Genomic DNA, 4,914 nt, shown 5'->3' on the forward strand with positions numbered 1-4,914 from the left:
GGTCGAATTAAGAATTAAGAATTTAGAATTTAGAATTTAGAATTTAGAATTAAGTTAGAATTAAGAATGAAGAATGGAGAATGAAGAATTAATAATGAAGAATGAAGAATGAAGAATGGATAATGGAGAATGAAGAATGGATAATGGAGAATGAAGAATGGATAATTCTAAATTCTAAATTCTAAATTCTTAATTCTTAATTCTTAATTCTTAATTCTTAATTCTTAATTCTAACTTAATTCTAAATTCTAAATTCTAAATTCTAAATTCTTAATTCTTAATTCGACCTTGACCTTGCCATAGTGGTCAAGCGTCTTAGCAAAGGTTGCAGCATCTCAGGAACTGCTGTATCACCAATTTCCACAGTTTTTTTACGTCCAGCGACTTCCACTGTCAGTTTGTAGCTAAACTGATCGGCACCTGGTGTTGATGACATCAGCTGTGCTGGTAGCTCAAAGAAACTATTAGTATTCAGCAGACCTTGCAACTGATCAGCTTCTTCTGGCGATAGGGATTCAGTATCAACCTCCGTTGCCATATTCATGCCCATAAAACCGCCACTACGCTCAAAGTATATTTTCATAACACCCCCATAGTCTTTACTTCTTAGATCTTGCACCATAGTGACAGGACTTACGCACAGAATCCATGGGTAGGGTGGGCAAAACCTTGCCCACCCTACAGGTAGCTTGGTGCATCGCTAACAGCCACTGCCCACCCTACAAGCTGCTGCAAGATTTAAGTTACAACAGAATTACTTATCCTTAAGGAGAGGGGGTGAAGAAAGACCTGATAAAGTCTGGCGCACCTGCGGCGCATCCTGGGGGTTCAGGGGGTTGAGGGGTCGGAGGCTGTTCAATAATCTCAACACCTATCTCTTCCCAACCTTTACGGACAGCTTTTTGTTCCAGGCTGCCAACACCAAATCGGTCACCTGCCACCTTGTATGTCTCTCTGGCAGCATCCTTAAATTCTGAGGTGGTACCCAGCTTATCCCTCAAAGTCAGATACCAGATCCAACCGGCCTTATCCCAAGCGTATCCACCAATGTCCAGAGCAGCAATGTAGAAGGCTCGGTTGGGGATACCAGAATTGATATGAACCCCACCATTATCTTGAGACCCGGTATAGATGTCTCTCATATGAGCTGGTTGAGGGTCTTTACCTAGTCTGGGGTCGTTATAAGCAGTCCCTGGTTCTTTCATGGAGCGAATGCCTATACCATTGACATTCTCACTAAACAGACCAGCTCCAATCACCCAATCCGATTCACTAGCAGTTTGGTTCAGTGTCCGTTGCTTAACTAGGATGCCGAATACATCAGCGAAGTGTTCGTTGAGAGCACCTGGTTGATTCCGATAAACCAGTCCCGCTTCATATTGGACCACCCCATGGGTCAGCTCATGGCCAATAATATCGATGGCGATAGTAAAGCGATTGAAGAGTCTCTCCTCTTCTGGCAAATCTTCATCCCCATCCCCATAGGTCATCTGTCGGCCATTCCAGAAGGCGTTGTCAAAACCGCTCCCATAATGAACGGTTGAGCTCAAAACCATCCCGCGATCATCAATAGAGTTCCGCTCGTATATGTCACTATATAAATCAAAGGTGGCTCCAGAACCATCGTAGGCTTCATCCACTGCTGTGTCACCTGTGGCTGGGTCTCCTTCCCCCCGGACTTTACGGCCAGGTAAACGAGTTTGGTAGTCTGCATGGTAGATCACCCGTTCTTTAGCTGCTCCTGCTTCTCGGGCACTGGGTCGTGTGGAGAAGTCAGCTAATTCCTGGCGCACTCCACGGAACTGACCAGATTCCACTAGGGCGCTCAATGCTCGTTCTCGCTGTATAGGGCTTCCCTGTTCTGAAAGTTCCCGCAGCATATACGCCGGAAGTATACAGTGCAGAGGGTTGCGGTGGTGATGGTGGTGATGGTGGTGATGGTTTATCTTGGTAGGCATAGTATTATTTAAGTCTTTTTGCTATTACTATGATCGCCCTTGCTAGCTCAGGTTTTTTTGCCAAGTTTTTTTGCCCGAAGCAACATCTTGGAAGCTTTGCCAGCCACTCTCAATGATAGCGAATGAAACTCAAAACAGTTTGTGATTTAGGGCATTTCCTATTGCTAGGATGATTGAGTCTGTTCTATCTTGCTTTAATTCCAGTCTCTTCACCCTCTTTCACAGTTTCATAAATCATCCATCCAAATCAGCAACGCCCTTATCTGTCGTGTCTCGATTGAAAAAATCGATACCCAAATTAGCATTATAGGTTAGATTTCCGAGCTTTTAAGTCTTTGATACAACAATTGTTACAATATAGTCGGATTGTATTATTTTTTCCTGATTAGTAATTGGCAATGGTTCAACATTTTTTAATGTCATGGAATAGCCATCAAAATTTCTAACAGCTAAATTTTCTTGGGCTGCTCTGAGGGTTAACTCAACCTCCTCTGGTTGTGAGTTCTCCTTGACAACCTCGAAGGCAATGGTGACTTGTCCTGGTTGCACACAGACTACATCAGCTGGGCATCTGGAATCCTCCACTATATCCAGAACCTTAACTTGCATCGTTTTCGATTCCATTAATGCCATCTGATCGATCTGGAGTTTAATCTCTTGATTTAAATCCGCCTTAACCAAATTTTCTGTTGGTTGAATCTCTTGATTTAAATCGGCATTACTCACATTTTCTGTTGGTTGAGTACAACCGAGCATCGGTTGAATCAGACTACAAATAATAATAAGTTTTATGAACCCTGAGACTAAAGCTAATCCTTTCGATTTTGTCATGATTGACCACCCCAAGTCTGTTTAAATCTAACCTTTTCGCCCCTACTAATTGTACCTTACTAATTTTATAGGATTTTCTCTTAATTGACACAATAAGAGACAGAAAAATCCTCAAGCTCCTAACCGTGACTGTAATCGGATGGTAACCATTCAGCCCAAGGCTGATCAGCTATAAGCTAGTTATTATCAGGGTAACATAACTGATAGCTTCCAAACCGGGTCACGAAAAAGTGCCCTATTTGAAAAACCGATTAGGGCTGACTCTGTTTATTGATCCAGCATTACCTAATTTTAGCTAAGACGTGAATGCTGAGGTCGGATTTGACTACAATATCTTGCGATTTATTAATTAACGTAAATTTATCAATGCGGGAACTTGCAACAATGAATTTAAATCAATTAACTGGTAACTAAGGGTAATTGCTATTCAACGATCAATACTCTTACCCATAAGCCGGTCTTGTATAGGTTGGTCACGTTTTTGAGAGCCATAGCACTTATCAAGACCAAGCTTAGATATTGTTTCAGTTTATGGAACATCATGACTAAAAGTTTGTTAAAAATTTATCCCCTTGGCCATCTCAGTCTTGGTTTGGTGGAATTGGTATTACTGGCATGGGCAATTCGCCTGTGGCGTCGCTCAACTAGTCTGGCAATGATTGTCCTGCCCATTGTGCTAGCAAGCATTAGCTATGACAATCTAGTTCTGGCCATGGGGAGCCTGATTGGTGAAGGAGATCTCCTGAAATCACTGAGTATGGTGCGCTTCCTCTTACACTTCTTAGTGGTGCCCCTATTCATTGTAATTGCTGTTGAGCTAGCTCACCGGGCTGGAGCAGTTTGGGCTAAGACAATTGTACGAGTGTTATCCTGGGTGCTTGCCCTAGGACTGGGTGGGTTTGAAGTGGCGACCCAGTTTGTTGGCCTAGAATTGGTTCCAGTCACCTTTGCTGGCAGCTTGCGCTACACAGTAGCGGAAGTGAGTGCTCCACCAATTGTAACAATTTTGGTCAATTTGTTCGTGCTGCTGATTGGTATCGGCATCTGGGTAAGGCTGAAATGGCCATGGCTATTTGTGGGAACCTTAGTTGCCCTAATTGGCAATGCTGTACCAATCTCTAGAGTTGGCACCCTCGTCGGTAGTGCCTCTGAATTCGTCATGGCTCTGAGTTTGCTGTTAACTGAGCGGCGGACGCAGTTTGTCCGTGCCCAACTCGGCTCAGGTGAAAAGACAACGAAGGTTGAAGGTTGGGTTGAAGGTTGTTCGCGTAGCGTGGCCAAAGGCCAAGGTTGAAGGTTGGGTTGAAGGTTGGGTTGAAGGTTGAATGTTGAAGGTTGAATGTTGAATGTTGAAGGGTTAATAACCTGAAAGCTGAAAGCTGTAATCTCTAAGCTCTAACCTTAAACCTCTAACCTGTAACCTGTAACCTTCAACCTGTAACCTTCAACCTGTAACCTGTAACCTTCAACCTCTAACCTTCAACCTCTAACCTTCAACCTCTAACCTTCAACCTTCAACCTAGATGGTATTACCGACAAGCGATCGCATTATAAAATCCCTTTCGATTAGTTATCCTCAAAGAGGTTACTGCCATGAATGCCGAATTTAAATTTAGACCAATTCCCTTTGCTTGGGTTGCTATCCATCCCAAGCCAATAGGTGTTGTTCAATTGATTGGTGGTGCGTTTTTCGGAAGTTTTCCGACAATTTTTTACCGATATATCGCCAAGCGATTATTTGAATCAGGTTATACCGTTGTTGCCAGACCGTTTAGATTTACCTTCCGCCATTGGCCTGTAGCCATTGGTTTGGTCAAAGAACAAAAACCCCTATTCAATGGAATTTTAGAAGAAGCTAAAAAATTGGGATATGAGTACAGTATCTATGAAGAAGACTCCCCCGCCAGAGGGAGTAATTATTTTTGGTTAGGTCACAGTTTAGGAACAAAATATATCGCACTCTTGGAACTTTTAAGTGATTTGGAGTTCAAAAAACTTCAGGAAATTCTGGGAGATTGTGTGGGTAAAGATCAATATGATCAGATTCAGAATAGCCTCAGAGATACTGAGATGAAATCTATTTCTTTGATCAATCAACCGTCTGTATTAATGGCTCCTGTTATTA

General features: G+C 42.7%; 5 protein-coding genes. 2 read left to right on the forward strand and 3 right to left on the reverse strand.

The window, feature by feature from the left end; genetic code table 11:
• Positions 1-277: 277 nt before the first annotated feature.
• The 3 genes from F6J94_RS30255 to F6J94_RS30265 all read right to left on the reverse strand — a co-directional run bounded on the left by F6J94_RS30255 (position 278) and on the right by F6J94_RS30265 (position 2,789).
• Positions 278-622, reverse strand: a complete 345-nt coding sequence (locus F6J94_RS30255) for a protealysin inhibitor emfourin (RefSeq protein ID WP_293047068.1) — start codon at positions 620-622, stop codon at positions 278-280.
• A 142-nt stretch (positions 623-764) separates the two neighbouring features.
• Positions 765-1,958: a M4 family metallopeptidase gene (locus tag F6J94_RS30260; protein WP_293047070.1), complete on the reverse strand. Its 1,194-nt coding sequence runs from the start codon at positions 1,956-1,958 to the stop codon at positions 765-767.
• A 327-nt stretch (positions 1,959-2,285) separates the two neighbouring features.
• A complete protein-coding gene (locus F6J94_RS30265) occupies positions 2,286-2,789 on the reverse strand; it encodes a hypothetical protein (RefSeq protein WP_293047072.1) in 504 nt (167 codons plus the stop codon).
• Positions 2,790-3,330: 541 nt separating this feature from the next.
• Here F6J94_RS30265 and F6J94_RS30270 point away from each other — a divergent pair.
• On the forward strand, positions 3,331-4,083 hold the full coding sequence (locus F6J94_RS30270; RefSeq protein WP_293047074.1) for a hypothetical protein: 753 nt from the start codon (positions 3,331-3,333) through the stop codon (positions 4,081-4,083).
• A 299-nt stretch (positions 4,084-4,382) separates the two neighbouring features.
• The coding region (locus tag F6J94_RS30275; protein ID WP_293047076.1) for a DUF1350 family protein at positions 4,383-4,914 on the forward strand (532 nt) is incomplete at its 3' end.

The organism is Moorena sp. SIO1F2, assembly GCF_010672755.1.
Taxonomy (GTDB): domain Bacteria; phylum Cyanobacteriota; class Cyanobacteriia; order Cyanobacteriales; family Coleofasciculaceae; genus Moorena.